Raw genomic sequence first — 21,589 nt, 5'->3', positions numbered from 1 at the left:
GTTGGTGGATTGGTACTGCCTTGAATCCATGGCCCGAGACCGGATCCGCAGAGGCCTGCAGATCAACTCTCGGGATAGACCTTCTCTTTGTATTCGCACAAATCTTCGATGATGCAGGAGCCGCAGCGGGGCTTGCGGGCGAGACAGGTGTAACGCCCGTGCAGGATGAGCCAGTGGTGCACGTCCAGCTTGAACTCGGCGGGGACCACCTTGAGCAGCTTCTCCTCCACCTGATCGACGTTCTTGCCCACTGCAAAGCCGGTGCGGTTGGAGACCCGGAAGATATGGGTGTCGACGGCGATGGTGGGCCAGCCGAAGGCGGTGTTGAGCACCACGTTGGCCGTCTTGCGGCCGACGCCGGGCAGGGCCTCGAGGGCCTCGCGATTCTCCGGCACCTCGCCGCCGTGGCGCTCCAGCAGAATGGCGCAGGTCTTGATGACGTTTTCGGCCTTGGTGTTGAACAGGCCGATGGTCTTGATGTACTCCTTGACCCCGTCCACCCCCAGATCCAGCATGGCCTGGGGGGTGTTGGCCACCGGATAGAGCTTGTCGGTGGCCTTGTTGACGCTCACGTCGGTGGCCTGGGCCGAGAGCAGCACGGCGATGAGCAGCTCGAAGGGCGTGGTGAAGTTGAGCTCTGTGGTGGGATGGGGGTTGTCATCGCGCAACCGCTCCAGGATCAGCCTGCGTTTCTGGTTGTTCATGGCTCTCTCTTGTCTCAGAGCTGGGTAGTGCGGGCGCCCGCCGCCGGCACGGTGCAGTGGGCCTTCTCGGCACTCTGCTTGCGGCCCATCCAGTCGTTGATGGCGTTTTTGCCGGCGATCATCAAACCGAGGCCGATGAAGCCGCCGGGGGGCAGGATCGCCAGCAGCAGGCTGGCGTCGGCGTGGAACAGCTCGACGCGCAATGACTTGGCCCAGTCACCCAGCAGCAGCTCGGCACCGTCAAACAGGGTGCCCATGCCAATGATCTCGCGCAGCCCACCCAGCACCAGCAGCACCAGGGTAAAGCCCAGCCCCATCATGAAGCCGTCGAGGGCGGCAAGCAGGGGCGGGTTCTTGGAGGCATAGGCTTCGGCGCGGCCGATGATGACGCAGTTGGTGACGATGAGGGCGATGAAGATGCCGAGCGCCTGATAGAGGCCGTAGGTGTAGGCGTTCATCAACAGCTGCACGCTGGTCACCAGGGCCGCGATAATCATCACGTAGACCGGGATGCGGATATCCTTGGGCACCCAGTTGCGCACCAGGGAGACGGCGAGGTTGGAGCAGACCAGTACCACCATGGTGGCAAGGCCGAGCCCCAACGCATTGGTAAAGGTGGAGGAGACCGCCAGGGTGGGGCAGAGTCCCAGCACCTGCACCAGGGAGGGGTTGTTCTTCCACAGTCCCTGCAGCATCAGCTCCTTGAGCTCTTCGCGGCGGCCACTTTCCCCGGCGGGTTGGCTGGCCGTGTCAATCACGTCGACTTGTTCCATAGCGTGTGCTCCGGCGTTAGGGGTTGGTATGGCAGGAGGGGGCATCGTGCAGCAGTTCGGGGTGCTCCTGTTGCAGCCTCAGCAAATTTTTCACTGCCTTGACCACGGCCCGCGGGGTGATGGTTGCCCCGGTGAAGGCGTCGAATTCGCCGCCATCCTTCTTCACCGCCCAGGTGGTGTCGTTGTCGGCCGTGAGGGACTTGCCGGTGAAGCTGTCGATCCAGCTGGATTTCTTCAGCTCTATCTTGTCACCAAGCCCCGGGGTTTCCTTGTGGGCCAGCACCCTGACCGCGCTGACGGCCCCCTTTGCATCGGTGCCGACCACCATGCGAATGGCTCCACTGTAACCATCGGGGGCCACGGTTTCCAGCGCGTAGCCGGTATGCACCCCTTTGAGAGTGGCGGTATAGAGGGGCATGGGCTCATCGCTGCCCAGGTATTCCCGGCTGCTGACCAGCTTGCAACTGGCCACCAGATCGTTGTCATAACTCCCCTCGGGCAGCAGGGCCTGCAGGGTGCGCAGCTTCTCCAGCTCTTGCTGGTGGGCGATGCGATCCCGGGTCAGTTCGTTGGTCAGCACCACCATGGCGGTGCAGCCGAGGGCAAAGAGGGCCAGGGTCAGGCCATTCTTGCGCATGCTTTTCAACATGGGAGGCTCCCTGTCTCGCGTCTGCGGCAATTCAGATGGGGGTTCATTTGCGACGGGCTCCATAGACCTTGGGGCGGGTCAGACTGTCAATCAGGGGAACGCACAGGTTGGCCAGCAACACGGCGAAGGCGAAGGCATCCGGATAGCCGCCAAAACTGCGGATGACATAGACCAGCACGCCGATGAGCACACCGTAGACGAGGCGCCCCTTTGCGGTGGTGCTGGCACTCACCGGATCGGTGGCGATGAAGAAGGCCCCGAGCATGGTGGCACCGCTGAACAGGTGCAGCATGGGGGTGGCGGTGGCATCCGGGGTGGCCAGATAGCCCAGGGTGGCAGCGAGCAGCAATGCGCCCAGCACGGCAGTCGGAATGCGCCAGTTGATCACTTTCTGCTGGAGCAGGAAGAGGCCTCCCAGCAGGTAGCCGAGGTTGACCCAGCTCCAGCCGATGCCACCCCAGCCCTCGAAGACCTTGTGGGTCATCACTTCGGTGGCGGTCAGCCCCTGGGTCAGCCCGGTCTTTAAGGTATCCAGCGGCGTGGCCATGGTCAGGCCATCCACCCCCTGCTTGAGCTGCAGCATGCTGTAGCCGTCGAGGCTGAAGCCGGTGAAGATCACCGAGGCCGCATCGGCGAAGCCGATGTCGTAGGCGGCGATGCTGGAGGGGGGCAGCCAGCTGGTCATCTGGACCGGGAAGGAGACCAGCAGCAGCACATAGGCCACCATGGCAGGATTGAACAGGTTCTGACCGAGCCCGCCATAGAGATGCTTGGCGATGATGATGGCGAACGCCGTGCCCAGCACCAGCATCCACCAGGGCAGCAGGGGGGGCAGGGAGAGACCGATGAGCACGGCGGTGAGCGCCGCGCTGCCATCCAGCAGGGCCGGTTTGACGGGGCGGCCGCGCAGGCGAAGGACCAGGGCCTCCGAACCCAGGGCCGTGACCAGCGCCAGCAGGATCTGGATCAGGGTCCCCCAGCCGAAGAACCAGGTCTGCGCCAGGAAGCCGGGCAGGCAGGCCAGGATCACCAGCACCATCAGGGTCTGGGTCTGTTTGCGGTTGTGGGCAAAAGGCGCACTCGCGATATTGAACATGGATCAGTGGCTCTTGTCGGTCGAAGGGGAGGAGGCAGCCTCGGCCGCCAGCTTCTTGGCTTTGGCCCGGGCGATGGCGGCGGCGATGGCCGCCTTCTTGGGGTCCACCTCGGCGGCGGGTCCGGATGCGGCGGCCGGGGCCTCAACGGCGTTATCGCTTGTGTTCACGGATGTCTCACTCGCGACCACCGGCCCATCACCTTGCGCCTGAGCAGCCTTCTTGGCCTTGGCCCGGGCGATGGCAGCGGCGATGGCCGCCTTCTTGGGGTCTACCTCGGCGGCGGGCTCGGATGCGGCGGCAGGTGCCTCGGCGGTGGCGGTATCGCTTGTGTTTGCGGAGATGCCACCTGCGTCCAGCGGTGCGTCACCTTGCGCCTGGGCGGCTTTCTTGGCCTTGGCCCGGGCGATGGCAGCGGCAATGGCCGCCTTCTTGGGGTCCCCCTCGGCGGCGGGTCCGGATGCGGCGGCAGGGGCCTCGGCGGTGGCGGCATCGCTTGTGTTCACGGATGTCTCACCCGCGACCACCGGCCCGTCACCTTGCGCCTGTGCGGCTTTCTTGGCCTTGGCCCGGGCGATGGCGGCGGCAATGGCCGCTTTCTTGGGGTCCACCTCTGCGGCGGGCTCGGATGCGGCGGCCGGGGTCTCAACGGCGTGTTCGGTTGTATTCACGGATGTCTTATCCGCGACCACCGGCCCGTCACCTTGCGCCTGGGCGGCCTTCTTGGCCTTGGCCCGTGCCAGGGCGGCGGCGATGGCGGCCTTCTTGGGATCCAGCTCTACCTTGGGATGTTGCTCCCCAGGTGCCGGGGTGTCAGCCAGCCCATTGCCCTCGCCATTGGCGGCCTTGGCGGCACGACGGGCGATGGCCTCCTGCTTGCGCGCCTCACGGGCGGCAATCATGGCCTCGTTGTCCGGTGCGGGTTCACTCACGGCCACCTGGGCCGTCTCCTGTTTGGCCTTGATGCGGGCCAGGGCGGCGGCGACCGGATCTTCGCCCCCGGCCGTCGTCATGGCCTGGCGACGCTGGGCTGCGGCCTCGGCGTGGCGGGCTTCGCGGGCCGCCTTCTCACGCTCGAAGCGAGCCTGCTTGGCCTCGAAGCGCTGCTTGGCACGTTCGGCCTTCTCGGCCTCTGCACGGGCCTCGCGAATGTCATCCTTGGCGATCTTGTAGTACTGCACCAGGGGGATTTCGCTCGGGCAGACCCAGGCACAGGCGCCGCACTCGATACAGTCAAAGAGGTTGAGCTTCTCGGCCTTGTCGTACTCCTTGACCCGGCTGTACCAGTAAAGCTCCTGGGGCAGCAGGGTGGCGGGGCACGCATCGGCGCAGGCACTGCAACGGATGCAGGCCTGTTCCGGGCCGGGGGGCGGCAGCTCGGCGCGGGTGGGGGAGAGCAGGCAGTTGGTGGCCTTGACCACGGGGACCATGGCGTGGGGCAGGGTGAAGCCCATCATGGGGCCCCCCATGATGACCCGCTGATCCGCCTCCGGTTGCAGCTCGAAACGCTGGAGCAGCCAGCGTACCGGCGTGCCCAGACGCACCCAGGCATTGCCGGGCTTCTTGAAGGCGTCGCCGGTGAGGGTGACGATGCGCTCGATGAGCGGCTCCCCATCGATGATGGCGCGCTTGATGGCAAAGACGGTGGCGACGTTGAGCACCATGATGCCCATGTCCACCGCCCGGCCTCCCTTGGGCACCTGGCGTCCGGTGAGCAGCTCTATGGTCTGCTTGGCGCCGCCGGAGGGGTACTTGGTCGGTACCGACTTGACCAGCACGTCGGCGTCGCTGGCATGGCGGGTCAGGGCCTCGATGGCCGCCGGTTTGTTGTCTTCCACCCCGATCAGGGTGAGCTTGGGCTTGAGCAGGTGCTTGAGTACCCGGATGCCGTCCATGATCTCGTCGGCGTACTCCTGCATCAACCTGTCATCCGTGGTGATGTAGGGTTCGCACTCCAGCCCGTTGACGATGAGGATCTCGGTGAGCTGGCCACGGCCGTCGAGCTTGCTGTGGGTCGGGAAGACAGCGCCGCCGAGCCCGGCGATGCCGGCCTGCTGGATGCGCTCGAGCAACTCCCCCCGCTCCAGGTTCCAGTAGTCAGGCTGGGGTGTGCGCTCGCCCCAGGCATCGTCTCCGTCCGGGGTGAGGAGGATGCAGAGATCGTCAAGACCGGAGGGGTGCGCCACCGTGTGCTGTTCGATGGCGGTGATGGTGCCCGAGGTGGAAGCGTGCACCGGCACGATGCGCCCCTTGTCAAAACGGGTGAGGGGTTGCCCCTTCTTGACCTTGTCCCCCACCCGCACCAGCAGTTCGCCGGCCGGACCCGCGTGCTGGCGCACCGGAATGATGAGCTGGGGGGGAAGGCCCGCGTCAACGACGGGGGTCAGGCTGGACTGGTGCTTGTTCTCGGGGGGATGGATGCCGCCGTGAAAATCCCACAGAGTGCCGGCTTTGATGCGTTCGAGCAGATGCTGCATGGTTACTCCGCTGTTTATTCCACTATCTTGACCGGAATGGCGACCTTGGCCAGATCCCATTTCCAGTTGTCGACCGTGGTCGGCACCGGGATCATTTCGATACAGTCGGTCGGGCAGGGGTCGACGCAGAGATCGCACCCGGTGCACTCGGCCGCGATGACGGTGTGCATCGCCTTGGTGGCACCCAGGATGGCGTCGACCGGACAGGCCTGGATGCACTTGGTGCAACCGATGCACATGTCTTCGTGAATGAAGGCCACCTTCTTGACGGGGATTGCCGCGTCTTCACCGCCGTCCAGAGACTGGGGCTCGACCCCCATCAGGTCGGCAATCTTGCGCATGGTGGCGTCGCCACCGGGCACGCACTTGTTGATCTTGTCGCCATTGGCCAGGGCGTCGGCGTAGGGTTTGCAGCCCGGGTAACCGCACTGGCCGCACTGGGTCTGGGGCAACAGGGCATCGAGCTGATCGACGATGGGATCGGCCTGCACATGAAACTTGACGGCGGCAAAGCCGAGAATGATGCCGAAGGCCAGGGCAAGCAGGGCCAGCACCAGAATGGCAAAGAGTATGTGAATCATAGCGTTATATCTTGATGAGGCCGGTAAAGCCCATGAAGGCCAGCGACATCAGGCCAGCGGTGACCATGGCGATGGAGACGCCACGAAACGGTGCCGGCACGTCGGCAGCCACCAGCCGCTCACGCATGGCGGCAAACAGGATCAGCACCAGGGAGAAGCCGACGGCGGCCCCGAAGCCGTAGATGATGCTCTGGATGAAGTTGTGGCGCTCGTTGATGCTGAGCAGCGCCACGCCGAGCACGGCACAGTTGGTGGTGATGAGCGGCAGGAAGATGCCGAGCAGGCGATAGAGGGTCGGGCTGCTCTTGCGGATCACCATCTCGGTGAACTGGACCACCACGGCGATCACCAGAATGAAGCCCAGGGTGCGCAGGTAGGCGATCTCCAGCGGGATCAGGATGTAGTGCTCCATCAGATAGGAGCAGGCGCTGGCCAGCGTCATGACGAAGGTGGTGGCCAGACCCATGCCGATGGCGGTTTCCAGCTTGCCGGAGACACCCATGAAGGGGCAAAGGCCGAGGAACTTCACCAGCACGAAGTTGTTGATCAGCACTGTGCCGACCAGTAAAAGCAGGTACTCAGTCATTGAAGATGGGTTATCCGGTATGAAGGCGGCCGTATTATCTGATGTTAGGTGCCTTTAGACAACCGCAAGGCCGTATGGTTATTATTCGAATGCCCAATTCATGGAGGCATTGTGCGCCCTTTACCCGTCTTGACGCTGACCCTGGCCATGCTGCTCTGGTCCAGCTCCTTCATCGCCCTCAAACATGTGCTGGAAATCTGGTCCTTCGGTCAGGTGCTCTTCATGCGGATGGGGGTGGCGTCCTGTTGCTGGCTGCTCTGCTACCGCCAGCTTGGCCGCGTCACTTACCAGAAGGGGGATTGGCGCTGGTTGGCCCTGATGGGGGCGCTTGAGCCCTGCCTCTACTTTCTTCTTGAAGTCAACGCCCTGCGTTACACCAGTGCCGGCCAGGCCGGTATGGTCTGTGCCCTGCTTCCCCTGATGGTGGCTCTGGTGGCCTTCGTACTGCTTGGAGAGCGGGTGAGTCGCCGCCAGCTGCTGGGCTTTGCCATCGCCATCGTTGGCATCGCCCTGCTGGGGTTGGGGGAGGGCGCAGACGAGTTCGCCCCCAACGCCCTGCTCGGCAACAGCCTGGAGATGGGCGCCATGCTCTGCGCCGCCACCTATTCCGTGGTATTCAAGAAGCTCTCCAGCCGCTACGGCGTGATGACACTGACAGCGTTGCAGGCCTTCGTCGGCATGCTCTTCTTCGCGCCCTTTGCCTTCAGTGCGCCCTGGCCCGCGAGCTGGGCCTGGCAGGACATGGGGGTCATCCTCTTCCTCGGCGCCTTCGTGACACTTGGTGCCTACCTGCTCTACAACTGGTCGGTGACCCAGGTGAAGGTGACCCTGGCGGCTGCCTATGTGAACCTCATACCGGTCTTTACCCTGCTGCTCGCCTATCTGCTGCTGGGAGAGACGCTCACTGCCCTGCAATGGGTGGCCTGTGCCGCCGTGCTGGCCGGCATCGGGGTGGGCCAACTGCCGTCCGGCAGGAAGCGTGCGCAGGCAGTCGCCACCGGGGGATGAGTCGCCGTCATTGGGCTACAGTCTGGGCAGGGAAACACGCTGTCTAAGAAGGAGCCGACCGATGAGCGACATGCACTTGCTGGCCGCGGCCAAAAGCCTGTTGAGCCATCCCCCCTTTACCCTGGCCGATGCCAGAGCCCTGGAGGCGCTGGAAGAGGAAGCTGTGGAGGAGGAGGGGCTCTGCATCGCCGCGCTATGGGACATCGCCCTCGCGCTGGCGGACGAGGAAGCCAGACACTATCTCCTGGGGGATGGCTGAGCGGGTTTCGGGTGGGCGGACAGCAATGACAACGGGGGGCCTGGGCCCCCCGTTGTCATTGGCAGCTGTCGCTCAGATGGAGAGGCTCTTGACGGTGTCCGACACCGAGTTGGCGTCCTCGATGATCTCCTTGATGACGTCGGCGATGATGGTGGCCTGCTCCTGACCTGCCACCGCCTTGTCGGAGACGACGGAGACGGTCTGGGTGATCTGGGAGGTGATCTCCGAGTTGTGCTTGATGACGGTGACGATCTCGCTGATGGAGCTGGAAGTGCGCGCCGCCAGTTGCCTCACCTCGTCGGCCACGACCGCGAATCCCCGTCCCTGTTCCCCGGCGCGGGCCGCCTCGATGGCCGCGTTGAGGGCCAGCAGATTGGTCTGATCCGCGATGCCGCTGATGGTGGAGATGATGGATTCGATGCTCCTGGATTGCTGGTTGAGCTGCTCTATCTGTTTGCTGACCGCATTGACCGAGGTGTTGATGTGAGAGGAGGTGTCGAGCACCCTGTCGATGACCTCCCGCCCCCTGGCGGCGCTCGCGACGGTTTCGCTGGCGATGGCACACGCCTTCTGGGCCGCTTCCCGGGTGGAGATGGATTTCTCCACCCGCTCGGTGATGTCGCTCGCCAGCTTGATGATTTTGACCACCTTGCCCTCGTGGTTGAAGATGGGGTTGTAGGTGGCCTCCAGCCATATCTTCTCCCCCCGGTGACCCAGACGCATGAAAAGCCCGGACTTGATGTCACCCGAGCCGAGATCCTGCCAGAAATGGGGGTTGTTCTGGTAGAACTCGGTGTCACAGAAGAGACGATGATGCTTGCCGACCACCTCTTCCAGCCGGTAACCAAAGCAGTTGAGGAAATTCTGGTTGGCGGTGATGACGGTGCCATCGGGTTGGAAATCGATGACCGCCAGGGACTTGTCCAGGGCTGCCAGCAGTGCCTGGGTGCGCTCCAGGGTGGATTGCTGCTGGGTCACGTCGGAGGCGACCTTGGCGATCCGCACCACTTTGCCGTCGATCACGATGGGGAAATAGGTCGCCTCCAGCCACACGGCCTTGCCGGATTTCGACTGGCGAATGAAGCGACCGCTGCGGGAGACGCCGTGGCGCAGATCCTGCCACAAGGTCTCGTAATCCCGGGTATTGACGTCGTCGGGGAAGCAGAGGGTGCTGTGATGCTTGCCAATCACCTCGTCACGTTCAAATCCCACGATCTTGAGAAACAGCGCGTTGGCGAAGGTGACCACTCCCGCCGGGGTGAACTGGACGAAGGGGACCTGCAACTGGATAGCCTGTTCAAATGCCCCCAGTTCCACCACCCTTGCCGCTTGCTCACTGGCTTCCTTGCTTGCTTTTTGATTCCAGAACGGCGTTGTTGCCCAAATCGATGCAGCTTGAATGGAACTAACTGAGGACTTGGTGATCTGATCACCACCATCTCCTTCAAGTCTGCATCATGAGCACGTCGCTTCACCCCATCACCAACTGGCCTACATACAACAAATCTTTGATTAACCGTGGTTCACTCACCTTCTGGGTTGATGCCGAGGCCATGAACAACTGGTTTCACCACGGCCATCATGGGCGGCGGGGCCGCAGCCAACTATACACTGACCAGACCATCTGCACCTTCCTGATGCTCAAGGGGATTTTCAACCTCACTCTGCGGGCCACCCAGGGACTACTCGACTCCCTGTTCGAGTTGATGAACGTACCGCTTTGTGCGGCGTTGTTGATCAAATCCGTCGCTGGATGGCCGTTCCCCAACCCGTTGATACCACTCAATTCACTGGCTGGCGAACAGGCATACCAAGCCCTATCAGCTTGTTCATCACCTTCACGCCAGCCAGGATTTCGCCCACCTGGGCGTTGTAGTTCCGCAGGCTCAGCGTTGGCCTGATGAGTTGCTTGAACCGGTACATGGCGGTCTCGGCTATCGAGCGCTGGTGATAGCCGGAGTCTTTCTTCCATTGCTTCAGTTCACCGGCCTTGAGCGCCGTCACCGCCTCGTTGCGGGGATGGCCTTCCTCCCACGGTGCCGCATTTTTTCTCGGCGGTATGGTGGCTTTCGCCCCCTTCTTCTTCAGTAGCGCATGACAGGCCTTGGTGTCATACGCACCATCGGCGCTGACCTGTTTTATCTTGCGTCGTAAGGGGTTGAGCAACGTCGGTAACACCTCGTTATCCGCCACCGTCTCCAGGCTGACTTCGGCAGCGATGACCGCATGGGTTGTGGCATCCACCGCCAAGTGGAGCTTGCGCCACACTCGTCGCTTCTCCTTGCCGTGTTTGCGAATTTTCCATTCGCCTTCGCCATAGACCTTGAGGCCGGTGGCATCAATGACCAAGTGAGCCACCGGGCCTTGGCTGGGGAGGCGGTACTTGATGTCGACGGTCTTGGCGCGCTTGCTGATACAGCTATAGTCCGGCGACTGCAAAGGCACCGCCATCAGTTGGAACAACGAGTTAATGAAGCCTTCTAGCGCCCGCAGCGGCAACTTGAACAAGCCTTTTAGCATCAGGGCCGTCTCAATGGCGGTGTCACTGTAGTGGAAACCTCTCCCTCGGCGGCCATGGTGGACCAGGCAATGCCACTGCTTAATGGCTTGTTCGTCCATCCAGATGGTCAACGAACCGCGTTGCACCAAGGCTTGGTTGTACTGCTGCCAGTTGCTGATCTTGTGCTTGGACTTGCCCATCTGATGCTCTCGGAGACTGCGCTACAGGATCAGATCACCGAGATGACAGATAGTTCCCCGATTTGAGCAACAAGGCCGCTTTGTGCCCCCGATTACAGCTGTGTCAGCAAGCGAGCACGCACGGTGGCGGTGGCTTATCGACAGCCCTCTAAGGGGCGCATCACTGACTTGGTTATCGATTCGACGGGCCTGAAGGTATTTGGTGAAGGCGAGTGGAAGGTCAGAAAACACGGCGCCGAGAAGCGGCGAGTGTGGCGCAAGTTGCATCTGGCGGTAGACCCGGTGACCCACGATATCGTGGCGGCGGAAGTCTCGCTGGAAAATGTCCATGATGCCGAGGTGTTGCCGACCTTGCTCAACCCACTGCGGCGCAAGCTGGGAGGTGTTTATGCGGATGGCGCCTATGACAGCAAAGCCAGCCATCAGCTAATCTCGCGCAAAGGGGCGACAGCCTGTATCCCGCCTCGCAAGAACGCTGGGCTATGGGAAAAAGGACATCCAAGAAATGAGGCTGTGCTGGTGATGCGCAAGGAAGGGCTGGCGCACTGGAAGAAGATATCGGGGTATCACCGTCGCTCGCTGGCGGAAACGGCGATGTATCGGTTCAAGCAGTTGCTGGCGGGGAGAATCAGTCTGCGTAACTACAATGGCCAAGTGGGAGAAGTCATGGCGTATGTCAGTGCCATAAACAAACTGAATACCCTTGGTCTGCCTGTCAGAAAGCCCCGAGTGTAACGGTCACTTGGGGCTGGGGCAGTTGTGGCTTGATGGTTGATTTGGGAAACAGCGCCTTCCAGGGAAAGTGCGAACAAGTATCCCACGAACAAAAAATGAAAATTTTAGTCATTTAATATCAATGGGTTACCAGTAAATGCTCTCGTGCCATATGACTTATTCGCACCTTCCCTAGTGGCCTTTGACATCACTGGCCCCTGGAGGTAGCGATGGACCCACTCTATCCATTCGCCGTTATCGGTCCTGGGCTGGTGTGGGGAAACCAGGTAACCCCATCCGAGGCATTTCCCCTGCTTGAAACACGGCATCTGCCGCTGACATGCCAGCCCGGCCTGGGGGCTTACGATGCCTTGATGATGGTGACGCCAGAAGGCCGTTCCCGCGCCATGGGCTACATCGAGAGCACCGTCACCATCAACGGTGAAGGGGTCGCTCGCCGTGTGCTCTGCTTCACCCAGTCGGGGGATCTGATCGCCGAGACCATTAGCCGGGCAGGAGATGGCAAATATCGGTTCGACAGTCTTTGGCTGGCCCAACGTTACATGCTGGTCGCCCAGGACGATCCGGCGTTCGGCCCCGCCGACTACAACGCCGTGGCAGCCGACTACCAGCTCCCCACCCCTTACGCCCCCGGTGAGGGGGTCGGCCTGGCCTGATAGGGCCACACACCTGGAGGTTCTATGTTCGCGTATGCAGATGCACTGCGCACCAGCCGCGCCCAGCTGCTGGCCAGCGCCATCGACGAGGGCAGCGCGGGGCCCGCGACCCTCAAGATCTACACCGGTGGACGCCCCGCCCCGGGCGCTGCCGTTACCAGCCAGGTGCTCTTGGTGACGCTGCACTTCACCCACCCTTGCGCCCAGAGCGTGACGGGCGGGGTGCTGACGCTCAAGCCGCTGGCCGAGCAGATGGTCATCGCCAACGGGGTCCAGGCCTGGGGGCGCATCGCCAACCGGGACGGGGGCTTTGTGGCGGATCTCGACGTGGGGCCACCGGAGAGCGGCGCCGACATCGAAATCCCCGCCAGTGAGCTGTTCACCGGCGCCATGGTGCGCATCAACGACGCCATCTTTACCGAACCCTAACCGCTCCCCGTGAGCCACGAGGTCAGCATGGCCAGAACCGACGCCCGGCTGGAGTTGCAGAAGGCCCGCAAGGCCAACGCCGCGCTGGAGCTGAACCCGCTCCAGGTGCAGCGCTATGCGGCCGTGCTGCGGGGCACCAGCCTGCCGCCCAGCCTGACCTGCTCCCCGGGCCTGGTGCTACCGAGCGCACTGCAGGGGACGGGGCCCGCGACCCAGGCCAGCCTGGCGGTGATACCGGTTTACCCGGCTGCCCTGCTGGCCACGGCGCCGCAGCCGGTGGTCGAGATAGGCGCCGCCGTGGTCATCGAGGCGACCCTGGCCAGCACAGCCAGACCCCTGCTGCCTGCCATCGAGGCCGGCCACGACATCAACGTGTTCCGGGGACCGAGCCACACCAGCACCGATCATTTCGAGCGGGCCGCGCTGGTGACCCGGGCAGTGCAAAGCGACTGGCAGCAGCCAGCCCTCGTTCCCGCCCCCTGTCAGAATCATTGGCAGGAGGCCCGCCCCCTGCAGACCGAGTGGACCGGCCTGGCCGAACAGCTGCCCCGGGAGGATGGCACCGTGCGGGTGCCGTTCGACGAGGGGCAGGCCCTCGGCGCGAACAACGGCCATGGCTTCGACAGCCTGCCCCCCGGCCATGCCGTGACCCGCTCGCTCTGGGTCGAGGGGGCGCCGGTGGGCCGCTGGCAGGTGAGCGGGTTTCGCAACCCCCCGCGCCAGGACAAGGAGTGGCAAGCCGACCGCTGGCAGGAGGCCACCCCGCTTGGCTTCACCCTGGGCGGCCAGCGCTGGCAGCTCGGCCTGCAGCTGCACAAGGGCTGGCTGTCGCGCTGGGAGGAGGCGATGCAGCCCCCTGGGGGACCAGCCCGCCGCCCAAGCCGCCCGTCAAGCCGGAGCGGCCGGACAAGCGCACCCGGGTGCTGGCGTTCGGCCGCCACCGGGGTGACGCCGCCCTGGAGTTCGTCTGGTTCGGGCAGGCTCAGATTGTTATCCCAACCCGGAGGGTTTATCTGGTGAGCAACACAGCAAGCATTGTGCGGGTGAGGGATGGGGTCGATATTCCAACCACCTCGCTGAGCATCGAACTCGATACCGACTCCTGGGCCTGGCAGTTCACGGCCCAGATCCCGCGCATCGCGGCGGCGGCCATGACGGACGAGGAGGAGGTCAGCATCCACGTCAACGGCCAGCAGTGGGACTGCGTATGCGACGGCTGGCAGTCGAGCGAGAGCTTTGGCCGGCAGTCGGCGACCCTGACCGGTCGCTCTCGCACCGCTTATCTGTCGCCGACCCATGTACTGGCGCAAGCGGTGAGCGAGAGCGCCTTGGCCACCATGGCCCAGCTGGCGGAGGCGTTGTTGCCGTTTGGCTGGACCCTGGATTGGCAGGCACCGGACTGGCTGGTACCGGCAGGCTTTTTCAGCCTGGACAACCAGACCCCCATCGAGGCGATCAAGTACCTGGCCGAGGCGGCAGGTGGGTTCGTGCTGCCGCACCAGCGCGATCGGCACCTGGTCATCAAGCCGCGTTATCCGACCGTACCCTGGCAGCTCGACGGGGCGCTGGCCGACGTGGCCATCCCCCGCGCCATCGTCACGACCCTGGGCAGCGACGTCCAGCCGGGGCAGGCGGCGAACGGGGTCTGGGTCAGTGGTGGTCATCAGGGCATCAGCGCCCGGGTGCTGCGCCAAGGCACGGCAGGGGAGAAACAGGCACCGACCATCACCCACCCGCTGGTGTGCGATGTGGTGGCGGCCCGTGCCCAGGGGGTGGTGGCCCTGGCCAAGACCATGCCGAAGCGCCTGCAGGCCATCGAGCTGCCGCTATCGAACGACACCGGACTCATCTTGCCGGGGGCGTTACTCGCGGTGGATGGCTGGAAGGGTTTTAACCGGAGCGTGCGGGTCTCTGCAGAGCTGCAGGACAGGGCTATGAAGGTACGCCAACAACTGAGCGTGGAGCGATTTGTATGAACCTGTTCAAACAGTTCCTGGAGCTGGTACCCGGTGCCGACCCTTTGCTGGTTGGTACCGTGACCGCTGTCGGTGCCACGACGACGACGCTGCAAACGATGGGGGGCGGTGTGGTGGTGGTGCGAGGGGGAGGGGTGGCCATCGGCCAGAAGGCGTTCTACCAGAGTGGTGCTATCATAGGGCCCGCTCCTGATTTACCAACCTATGAAATCGAGGTTTAAACCCCTGTTAAGCGTCTTTCAAACTGGGTGATTTCTGATTCACCGAGTTTGATAAATGTGGCCTCTGCTCTGTTTATCGTTTTACCCAGATGCGTTTTTCATTTTTCGCGGCGGGCTACAGGATCCCTGCCTGTTTCCCCGCAGTTCAACACATCAGAGCACCATAACGGGCCGCAATGAGGTATCTTATGCCCCGATTTCATCCATCAAACGGATAAGAGACAACACATGATCATCAAACCCAAGGTTCGCGGCTTTATCTGCACCACCACCCACCCGGTCGGTTGTGAAGCCAATGTTCGTCGCCAGATCGCTTACACCCAAGCCAAGGGCGCCATCGAGAATGGCCCCAAGAAGGTGCTGGTGATCGGCGCTTCCACCGGCTATGGTCTGGCCTCCCGCATTGCCGCAGCCTTCGGCAGCGGAGCTGCCACCATCGGTGTCTTCTTCGAAAAGCCGAGCTCCGAGACCAAGACGGGCTCCGCCGGCTGGTACAACTCCGCCGCCTTCGACAAGGCCGCCAAAGAGGCCGGCCTCTACGCCAAGAGCATCAATGGCGATGCCTTCTCCCACGAGTGCCGTGCCAAGGTGATCGAGCTCATCAAGCAGGATCTGGGTCAAATCGATCTGGTGGTCTACTCTCTGGCCTCTCCGGTGCGCAAGCTGCCGGACACCGGCGAAGTGGTGCGCTCCGCCCTCAAACCCATCGGCGAGGTCTACACCTCCACCGCCATCGACACCAACAAGGATCAGATCATCACCGCCACCGTCGAGCCGGCGAATGAGGAAGAGATCCAAAGCACCATCACCGTCATGGGCGGCCAGGACTGGGAACTGTGGATGGCGGCTCTGCGCGATGCGGGTGTGCTGGCTGACGGCGCCAAGTCCGTGGCCTACTCCTACATCGGTACCGACCTGACCTGGCCCATCTACTGGCATGGTACCCTGGGGCGTGCCAAGGAAGATCTGGACCGCGCCGCCACCGCCATCCGTGGCGATCTGGCTGCCAAGGGGGGGACCGCCCACGTGGCCGTGCTCAAATCCGTGGTGACCCAGGCCTCCTCTGCCATTCCCGTGATGCCGCTCTACATCTCCATGGCCTTCAAGATCATGAAGGAGAAGGGCATTCACGAGGGCTGCATGGAGCAGGTGGACCGCATGATGCGCACCCGCCTGTACGGCGCCGACATGGCGCTGGACGAGCAGGCCCGCATCCGCATGGATGACTGGGAGCTGCGTGAAGACGTGCAGCAGACCTGCCGTGATCTCTGGCCCTCCATCACCACCGAGAACCTCTCCGAGCTGACTGACTACACCGGCTACAAGCAGGAGTTCCTGCGCCTGTTCGGTTTCGGCCTGGACGAGGTGGACTACGATGCGGACGTGAATCCGGACGTGCAATTCGACGTGGTCGAGCTGTAAGTCGGTCGTCAGCACAGACAGGGCCCTGCGGGGCCCTGTTTTTTTGCAGCAGACTCAACCTGTTGCCTCAGGTTTATTATCCGCGATCACCTTTTTCCCCGAACAAACCCGCTAGGCTTGCGCTGTCCGGATCACAGACGGCACCGCCGAGGTACGAAAGCCATGACCACATCCCATGAGGCGCCCAAGAAGCGCCAGCTCCCCACGGTTTATACCCTGCTTTTCATCATCATCGCCCTGATGGCGGCCCTCACCTGGGTGCTGCCGGCGGGAAAATACAACTATGTGACGGCCAAGACCCAGCAGCCGGTGGCTGCAGCGGCCGTGGCCGACTACAGCGGTGACGAGCGACTGCTGCCGGTACCCGGCAGTTACACCGAGCTCCCCTCCCAACCCCAGGGGGTATTCGATGTGCTCAAGGCGCCCATCCAGGGCTTTCACAAGGCGGCGGACGTAGCACTGTTCGTACTCATCATCGGCGGCTTTCTGGCGGTGACCATGCAGAGCGGGGCGCTGGATGCGGGGGTCGGGGCCATAGTGCGTACCTTCGCCGGGCGCGAGCGGCTGCTCATCCCGGTGCTGATCGCCCTGTTCGCCCTGGGTGGCTCCACCTTCGGCATGGCGGAGGAGACGGTGGCCTTCTGGGCACTCATCGTGCCGGTGATGATGGCGGCGGGCTTCGATCGCATGGTGGCGGCCGGGATCATCCTGCTCGGCTCCGGGGTCGGGGTGCTCGCCTCCACCGTCAATCCGTTTGCCACCGGCATCGCCTCTGGTTTCGCGGGTATCCCCATCGGTGAGGGGATAGGGCTACGGGTCATCCAGTGGCTGCTGCTGGTGATCTTCGCCTCCTGGTTCGTGATGCGCTACGCCAGGCAGGTGCAGCAGGACAAGTCCCGCTCCGTGCTGGCCGATATCGTTTATGACGACGAGTTCTCCCAGATGAAGAGCGGCAACCTCGCCTTCAGCGGCAAGCAGAAGCTCACCATGCTGGTCTTCTTCGGCACCTTCCTGCTGATGATCTATGCGGTGGTGCCCTGGTCGGATCTGGGCATTGATCTGTTGCCCACCCTGGGCTGGTGGTTCGACGAGCTCTCCACCCTCTTCTTCAGCGCCTCCATCCTGATTGCCCTCATCAACCGGATGCCGGAGTCCAACTACGTGGCGACCTTCCTGAACGGGGCGCGGGATCTCATCGGGGTGGCCCTGGTGGTGGCGGTGGCGCGCGGCATCTATGTGGTGATGGAGCACGGCGTCATCATCGACACCATACTGCATTGGGCCGAGGGGCTGGTGAGCGGACTGTCGTCGTCGGTCTTCATCCTGATGGCCTATCTGGTGCACATCATCCTGAGCTTCTTCATTCCCTCCACCTCGGGGCTCGCGACCGTCTCCATGCCGCTGATGGGACCGCTGGCGGACTTCTCCGGCATCTCCCGGGATCTGGTGATCACCGCCTATCAGTCCGCCTCCGGCTGGATCAACCTGTTTGCCCCCACCGCCGCCCACCTGGTGGCGGGGCTGGCGCTCGCCAGGATCCCCTACGATCGCTTCGTGCGCTGGGTGCTGCCCTTCATCATCGGGGTGGCTCTGATCACCATGGTGGTGCTGGTGGCCGGGGCCCTGCTCCACGGCTGATGGCGCGGATAGAAAACGACAGACAACAAAAAGGCTCCCGCGGGAGCCTTTTTCATGAGTCTTGCTTACTGCTTGTAGCCCTTGAGGAAGCGGGCGAGGCGACCGATAGCCTCTTCCAGCTCCTCTTCCCGGGGCAGGAACACCAGGCGGAAGTGATCCGGTGCCGGCCAGTTGAAGCCGGTGCCTTGCACCAGCAGGAGCTTCTCCTGCTGCAGCAGGTCGAACACCATCTTCTGGTCATCGCGGATGTCATACACCTTGGGGTCGAGGCGCGGGAACATGTAGAGCGCCCCCTTGGGTTTGACGCAGGAGACCCCGGGGATCTCGTTCAAAAGCTCCCAGGCCTTGTCCCGCTGGCGACGCAGGCGACCCCCCGGCAGGATCAGTTCGTTGATGCTCTGGTAGCCCCCAAGGGCGGTCTGGATGGCGTGCTGCATGGGCACGTTGGCACACAGCCGCATGGAGGCCAGCATCTCCAGTCCCTCGATGTAGCCCTTGGCACGACCCTTGGGACCGGTGATGACCATCCAGCCCTGGCGGAAGCCGCAGGCGCGGTAGGCCTTGGAGAGGCCGTTGAAGGTCACCACCATGACGTCGTCGCACAGGGTGCAGACGCTGGTGTGGGAGATGTCGTCGTAGAGGATCTTGTCGTAAATTTCGTCGGCGAAGATGATGAGGTTGTGCTGACGGGCGATCTCGATCACTTCAAGCAAAAATTCGCTGCCGTAGACGGCGCCGGTCGGGTTGTTGGGGTTGATCAGCACCAGGCCGCGGGTGCGCGGGGTGATGCGGGCGCGGATGTCGTCGAGATCCGGATACCAGTCAGCCCCTTCGTCACAGCGGTAGTGCACCGCATGGCCGCCGGAGAGGGTGACGGCCGCGGTCCAGAGCGGGTAGTCGGGGGAGGGCACCAGCATCTCGTCGCCGTTGTTGAGCAGCGCCTGCATCGCCATCACGATGAGCTCGCTCGCACCGTTGCCGATGTAGATGTCGTCGATGTCGACCTTGCGCATCCCTTTTTGCTGGTAGTACTGCATCACCGCCTTGCGGGCCGAGAACAGCCCCTTGGAGTCGCAGTAGCCCTGGCTCTGGGGCATATTGAGGATCACATCCTTGATGATCTCCTCCGGTGCTTCGAAGCCAAACGGGGCCGGATTGCCGATGTTGAGCTTGATGATGCGGTGACCTTCGTCTTCGAGACGGCGAGCTTCTTTGTGCACCGGGCCGCGGATGTCATAGCAGACATCGTCGAGCTTGTGCGACTTGTCGATAGTGAACATGGTGAGCGTGATTCCTTCCCCGTGGGGCGCGTTGGCAGAAAAGCTGTTTTTAGTATCAAATTTCTCTGCCCCTATTCTTCACAGAATTGAATGCTAGAACAATCTAATTTATGGAATAAATCCCTGATATTTACCCCTGAAACAGGGTTGTTGAAATGTTAAATTCAGCATGATCGTTTGCCTCTCTTTGGTAGATCAGTGAAAGATGAGGGGCAGATTCATAAAGCAACATGAGTGTATTGAAATATCTCCCCCATCTGGCACGATTGGCTGGGGTAAAAAAGCCCCGACCCGTCGGTCTGCCAGGGGAGCACGCAGGCACGGGGGCTCATCTTTCCGCTCTCGAGGTTCACTCATGCAGGCACCCGCCACCGGTCGCTACCGCCATTTCAAGGGGGGCTATTACCAGGTTCTGGCCCTGGCCTTGCACACCGAAACCCAGGAGCAGCTGGTGATCTATCAATCCGAACAGGATGGTCAGGTCTATGCCCGCCCCGTCGCCATGTTCATGGAGTGGATTGAACATCAGGGACAGGTGGTGAGCCGCTTCACGCCGGTGGCCTGAGGCAGGCTTGGCGACATGAAAAAAGGCGCCAGAGGCGTAATGCCGATCAGTTAAGGATCCATTGACCGATCCTCAGGCTGTGTAAGAATCCGAAACTCCTTGTTGGGTTTCGGATTTTTTTATGCGTATCGACCAAGCTCTCGACTTCATTCACGCCTGTCCTCCCGGAAAGTTTGAGTCCCTGTCTGACCTGCTGTCACCTGAACTGGTGCAGGCTTGCTTGGCCGAGACGGGCTCCGTCTCCTTGCGCCGACGGCGCATGCCCATGGAGCGGGTGCTATGGGCCATTATCGGGATGTCCTTGTTTCGTCATGTCCCTATGGCCCAGCTGGCCAACCAGCTCGATATCCTGTTACCCGGCGACCGGCCGTTTGTCGTCCCCAGCGCCTTCATCCAGGCGCGCCAAAAACTGGCTGACCAAGCCGTTCGACAGGTGTTCCAGCAGACCGCCACACTCTGGCATCAGCTGTGTCAGCACCCCACCTGGGCCGGCTTGCAGCTGCTGGCCGTGGACGGGGTGGTCTGGCGCACGCCCGATACTCCGGACAATGCCGGCGCCTTTGCCAAGTCGAAAACCGTCCAGGGGGAGACGCAATATCCCCAGGTCCGCATGTTGTGTCAGATGGAGCTGACCAGTCATCTGCTGACCCAGACAGTGATGGACTCCTGTGCGGTAAACGAGATGGTGTTGGCAGAGCAACTGATTGAAAAAACACCCGATAATAGCCTGACCCTGTTCGATAAGGGCTTCTACTCACTGGGGTTACTCCATGCCTGGCAACGCCAGGGCGTAGCGCGTCACTGGCTTATTCCGCTGAAAAAGGGGGCTCAATACGAGGTCATCCGCAAGCTGGGGCGGCAGGATGTGCTGGTACGCCTCAGAGCCAGTCCGCAGGCCAAGAAGAAGTGGAGCGAGTTGCCGGAGCAGTTCGAAGCCCGGCTGCTGACCCGGACGGTAAACGGCAAGGAGCGGCAGGTGCTGACCTCGCTCACCGACCCGCTGCGCTTCCCGGCCAGCGAGTTGATGGAGCTATACCAGAATCGCTGGGAAATCGAGCTGGGCTATCGGGAGATGAAACATAGCCTGCAACAGCACCGGCTGACGCTGCGCAGCAAGAAACCCGATGGAGTAAGGCAGGAGCTATGGGGCTTGGTATTGGCCTATAACCTACTGAGATATCAGATGGTTAGGATGGCGGCGAGCTTAAAGGGCTATACGGCCAGCCAGTTGAGCTTTCACATGGCATCGGTGTATCTGCTGCATGAACTCAGTTGCCTGCCGTTTGTGTCACCGGGCATGGTTCCAGGGCGTGTCGCTGAGTTGGACAAACAGGCAGAGCAGTTCAAGTTACCCGCCCGCCGAGAACGAAGTTACCCAAGGTGCATCAAAGCCAAACCACAGAAGTATGCGACGAGAAAACCTAGTAAAAACAATGCCAGTCAGGCTTAACTGACTGGCATTAGCGCCAGAGGCGCCTTTTTTCATGGTGTCGGGGCTTACAGACCCAGATTGGCTCTGGCGTAGGCCTCAAAATCGGTGCAGCCGCCGATGTGCTGCTCATCCAGGAAGATCTGCGGCACAGTGGTGACCGGCTTGCCCGCCTTGGCGGCGAGATCGTCCTTGGTCAGCCCGGCCACGTTGATATCCACGTAGCGGAACTCGAAGTCATCGCGCTCCTCGGTGAGTTGCTCGGCAATCTGCTTGGCACGCACGCAATAGGGGCAACCGGGACGACCAAAAATCTCTACAAACATCTTTTCTCTCCATTAAACAAGCCGTTGAAGAAGGCCATTGAGATGAGGCTGGGCACAGCATAGCCCTGGCGCCCTGTCAGT

General features: G+C 62.3%; 22 protein-coding genes and 2 pseudogenes. 13 read left to right on the top strand and 11 right to left on the bottom strand.

Annotated elements, in window-relative coordinates; all coding sequences use genetic code 11:
* Nucleotides 1–62: 62 nt before the first annotated feature.
* From nth to rsxA, 7 genes are read right to left on the bottom strand one after another with little or no spacing between them, the layout of a single operon-like run.
* A complete protein-coding gene (gene nth, locus I6L36_RS04810; RefSeq protein ID WP_005302279.1) occupies nucleotides 63–704 on the bottom strand; it encodes an endonuclease III in 642 nt (213 codons plus the stop codon).
* A gap of 14 nt (nucleotides 705–718) precedes the next feature.
* Nucleotides 719–1,477: an electron transport complex subunit E gene (locus I6L36_RS04805; protein ID WP_010674312.1), complete on the bottom strand. Its 759-nt coding sequence runs from the start codon at nucleotides 1,475–1,477 to the stop codon at nucleotides 719–721.
* Nucleotides 1,478–1,493: 16 nt separating this feature from the next.
* Nucleotides 1,494–2,126, bottom strand: a complete 633-nt coding sequence (gene rsxG, locus I6L36_RS04800) for an electron transport complex subunit RsxG (protein ID WP_043156385.1) — start codon at nucleotides 2,124–2,126, stop codon at nucleotides 1,494–1,496.
* 43 nt (nucleotides 2,127–2,169) lie between these two features.
* Nucleotides 2,170–3,222 (bottom strand): electron transport complex subunit RsxD, encoded by a 1,053-nt coding sequence (rsxD, locus tag I6L36_RS04795; RefSeq protein ID WP_109113134.1) that lies wholly within the window; start codon nucleotides 3,220–3,222, stop codon nucleotides 2,170–2,172.
* A gap of 3 nt (nucleotides 3,223–3,225) precedes the next feature.
* Nucleotides 3,226–5,697, bottom strand: coding sequence for an electron transport complex subunit RsxC (gene rsxC, locus I6L36_RS04790; RefSeq protein WP_216987043.1), 2,472 nt, complete (start codon nucleotides 5,695–5,697; stop codon nucleotides 3,226–3,228).
* Between the two features lie 14 nt (nucleotides 5,698–5,711).
* Nucleotides 5,712–6,278 carry an electron transport complex subunit RsxB gene (rsxB, locus tag I6L36_RS04785; protein ID WP_043156390.1) on the bottom strand — a complete coding sequence of 189 codons (567 nt, stop codon included), beginning with the start codon at nucleotides 6,276–6,278 and terminating at the stop codon, nucleotides 5,712–5,714.
* Nucleotides 6,279–6,282: 4 nt separating this feature from the next.
* Nucleotides 6,283–6,864 carry an electron transport complex subunit RsxA gene (gene rsxA, locus I6L36_RS04780; RefSeq protein ID WP_039038677.1) on the bottom strand — a complete coding sequence of 194 codons (582 nt, stop codon included), beginning with the start codon at nucleotides 6,862–6,864 and terminating at the stop codon, nucleotides 6,283–6,285.
* A 111-nt stretch (nucleotides 6,865–6,975) separates the two neighbouring features.
* Between rsxA and I6L36_RS04775 the strand changes: the two genes are divergently transcribed.
* Together I6L36_RS04775 and I6L36_RS04770 are read left to right on the top strand one after the other, a co-directional pair.
* Entirely contained in the window at nucleotides 6,976–7,872 is an 897-nt protein-coding gene (locus I6L36_RS04775; protein ID WP_041212829.1) for a DMT family transporter, read from the top strand.
* Nucleotides 7,873–7,933: 61 nt separating this feature from the next.
* Nucleotides 7,934–8,131: a hypothetical protein gene (locus I6L36_RS04770; protein ID WP_104455715.1), complete on the top strand. Its 198-nt coding sequence runs from the start codon at nucleotides 7,934–7,936 to the stop codon at nucleotides 8,129–8,131.
* Between the two features lie 72 nt (nucleotides 8,132–8,203).
* Here the strand turns inward: I6L36_RS04770 and I6L36_RS22140 are convergent, their stop codons facing one another.
* Nucleotides 8,204–9,451 (bottom strand): methyl-accepting chemotaxis protein, encoded by a 1,248-nt coding sequence (locus tag I6L36_RS22140; protein ID WP_162540669.1) that lies wholly within the window; start codon nucleotides 9,449–9,451, stop codon nucleotides 8,204–8,206.
* A gap of 137 nt (nucleotides 9,452–9,588) precedes the next feature.
* Between I6L36_RS22140 and I6L36_RS04760 the strand changes: the two are divergent.
* Nucleotides 9,589–9,858: pseudogene (locus I6L36_RS04760) on the top strand (transposase); the annotation flags it as partial.
* 55 nt (nucleotides 9,859–9,913) lie between these two features.
* Here the strand turns inward: I6L36_RS04760 and I6L36_RS04755 are convergent.
* A complete protein-coding gene (locus tag I6L36_RS04755; protein ID WP_216987042.1) occupies nucleotides 9,914–10,831 on the bottom strand; it encodes an IS5 family transposase in 918 nt (305 codons plus the stop codon).
* Nucleotides 10,832–10,906: 75 nt separating this feature from the next.
* Here I6L36_RS04755 and I6L36_RS04750 point away from each other — a divergent pair.
* The 8 genes and pseudogenes from I6L36_RS04750 to I6L36_RS04720 form a co-directional block, all read left to right on the top strand.
* Nucleotides 10,907–11,566, top strand: a pseudogene (locus I6L36_RS04750) (IS5-like element ISAs13 family transposase); the annotation flags it as partial.
* 209 nt (nucleotides 11,567–11,775) lie between these two features.
* Entirely contained in the window at nucleotides 11,776–12,222 is a 447-nt protein-coding gene (locus tag I6L36_RS21905) for a hypothetical protein (RefSeq protein ID WP_254203467.1), read from the top strand.
* A 24-nt stretch (nucleotides 12,223–12,246) separates the two neighbouring features.
* Nucleotides 12,247–12,651, top strand: coding sequence for a hypothetical protein (locus I6L36_RS04740; protein ID WP_216987041.1), 405 nt, complete (start codon nucleotides 12,247–12,249; stop codon nucleotides 12,649–12,651).
* Between the two features lie 27 nt (nucleotides 12,652–12,678).
* Nucleotides 12,679–13,671 (top strand): hypothetical protein, encoded by a 993-nt coding sequence (locus tag I6L36_RS21900; RefSeq protein WP_254203466.1) that lies wholly within the window; start codon nucleotides 12,679–12,681, stop codon nucleotides 13,669–13,671.
* Nucleotides 13,668–14,627: a hypothetical protein gene (locus I6L36_RS21895; RefSeq protein ID WP_254052434.1), complete on the top strand. Its 960-nt coding sequence runs from the start codon at nucleotides 13,668–13,670 to the stop codon at nucleotides 14,625–14,627. Before I6L36_RS21900 ends, I6L36_RS21895 begins: the two co-directional genes overlap by 4 nt.
* A complete protein-coding gene (locus tag I6L36_RS04730; RefSeq protein ID WP_109113040.1) occupies nucleotides 14,624–14,848 on the top strand; it encodes a hypothetical protein in 225 nt (74 codons plus the stop codon). Before I6L36_RS21895 ends, I6L36_RS04730 begins: the two co-directional genes overlap by 4 nt.
* 228 nt (nucleotides 14,849–15,076) lie before the next feature.
* Nucleotides 15,077–16,270 (top strand): enoyl-ACP reductase FabV, encoded by a 1,194-nt coding sequence (gene fabV, locus I6L36_RS04725; RefSeq protein WP_041212832.1) that lies wholly within the window; start codon nucleotides 15,077–15,079, stop codon nucleotides 16,268–16,270.
* A 162-nt stretch (nucleotides 16,271–16,432) separates the two neighbouring features.
* Nucleotides 16,433–17,908, top strand: coding sequence for a YfcC family protein (locus I6L36_RS04720; RefSeq protein ID WP_109113039.1), 1,476 nt, complete (start codon nucleotides 16,433–16,435; stop codon nucleotides 17,906–17,908).
* Nucleotides 17,909–17,973: 65 nt separating this feature from the next.
* Here I6L36_RS04720 and I6L36_RS04715 read toward each other — a convergent pair whose 3' ends face one another.
* On the bottom strand, nucleotides 17,974–19,188 hold the full coding sequence (locus I6L36_RS04715; RefSeq protein WP_005302243.1) for a pyridoxal phosphate-dependent aminotransferase: 1,215 nt from the start codon (nucleotides 19,186–19,188) through the stop codon (nucleotides 17,974–17,976).
* Nucleotides 19,189–19,543: 355 nt separating this feature from the next.
* Between I6L36_RS04715 and I6L36_RS04710 the strand changes: the two genes are divergently transcribed.
* Nucleotides 19,544–19,753 carry a DUF1653 domain-containing protein gene (locus I6L36_RS04710; protein ID WP_010674028.1) on the top strand — a complete coding sequence of 70 codons (210 nt, stop codon included), beginning with the start codon at nucleotides 19,544–19,546 and terminating at the stop codon, nucleotides 19,751–19,753.
* A gap of 121 nt (nucleotides 19,754–19,874) precedes the next feature.
* A complete protein-coding gene (locus I6L36_RS04705) occupies nucleotides 19,875–21,203 on the top strand; it encodes an IS4 family transposase (protein WP_010676218.1) in 1,329 nt (442 codons plus the stop codon).
* Between the two features lie 47 nt (nucleotides 21,204–21,250).
* Here the strand turns inward: I6L36_RS04705 and I6L36_RS04700 are convergent, their stop codons facing one another.
* Nucleotides 21,251–21,508: a GrxA family glutaredoxin gene (locus tag I6L36_RS04700; RefSeq protein ID WP_010674029.1), complete on the bottom strand. Its 258-nt coding sequence runs from the start codon at nucleotides 21,506–21,508 to the stop codon at nucleotides 21,251–21,253.
* Between the last annotated feature and the right edge of the window lie 81 nt (nucleotides 21,509–21,589).

The sequence above is a fragment of the Aeromonas sp. FDAARGOS 1406 genome, assembly GCF_019048565.1.
GTDB classification, from domain to species: domain Bacteria; phylum Pseudomonadota; class Gammaproteobacteria; order Enterobacterales; family Aeromonadaceae; genus Aeromonas; species Aeromonas caviae.
Note: the sequence above shows the minus strand (reverse complement) of the source record. Positions and strands in the feature narration are given on the sequence as shown.